This is a genomic window from Acutalibacter intestini (genome assembly GCF_034334985.1).
Lineage (GTDB): Bacteria > Bacillota > Clostridia > Oscillospirales > Acutalibacteraceae > Acutalibacter > Acutalibacter intestini.
Genome location: NZ_JAWXXL010000145.1, coordinates 1 through 550, shown reverse-complemented (window position 1 = coordinate 550; position 550 = coordinate 1). Strand labels below are relative to the sequence as shown.

At 59.5% G+C, this 550-nt stretch carries 2 protein-coding genes; both read right to left on the bottom strand.

What is annotated here, in order from left to right; translation table 11 throughout:
* Positions 1–96: 96 nt before the first annotated feature.
* Positions 97–300, bottom strand: coding sequence for a hypothetical protein (locus tag U8U68_RS22140; RefSeq protein WP_322204657.1), 204 nt, complete (start codon positions 298–300; stop codon positions 97–99).
* Positions 301–304: 4 nt separating this feature from the next.
* The coding region (locus U8U68_RS22135) for a helix-turn-helix domain-containing protein (RefSeq protein WP_322204656.1) at positions 305–550 on the bottom strand (246 nt) is incomplete at its 5' end.

The window sequence follows — 550 nt, the reverse complement described above, 5'->3', positions numbered from 1 at the left end:
CGCCGTTTCGCGGTTCTTGCTTTGCGCTATGCTCCAATGCGTGCAAGGCGAACCGCCGATAAGGAATTTAACCATAGTTTGAATAGCTCCTTTTCTTTAGTCCGTGGCCGTCTGCGCCAACCACCACGCCGGATTATTCCGGTATGCCTCATTCGGGCAAGCGTCGCAATCCGTGGCGGCGCACTCCGCGCAATACCGCTTTTGAAAGGCCGCGTCCCACGGTGCTTCTATCACGGACAACCCCCGAAGGAAGGCCGCCAACGCCTGCGGGCTTTCTGTGATCCGTTCATACTCTGTCACGGTCTTAACCTCCCTTCCCAGCCGTGGCCGCCGTCCGGCCCCGCCGCTTGAAATGCTCCTGAACGGTTGCTTGCGCCCGCTCCGCTTTGTAGATTTCCCTTTGCCTGCTGTCCAGCTCTCCGACGTAGCCGCGCTTCAATTCGTTGTAGATCGTCGCCGTATGCACGCCCAGCCGCGCGGCAATTTCAAGCGGGCGATCCCCGCGGGCGTGCCACACTTCGATTTTCTGCCGATCCTCAAACGTCAGGTA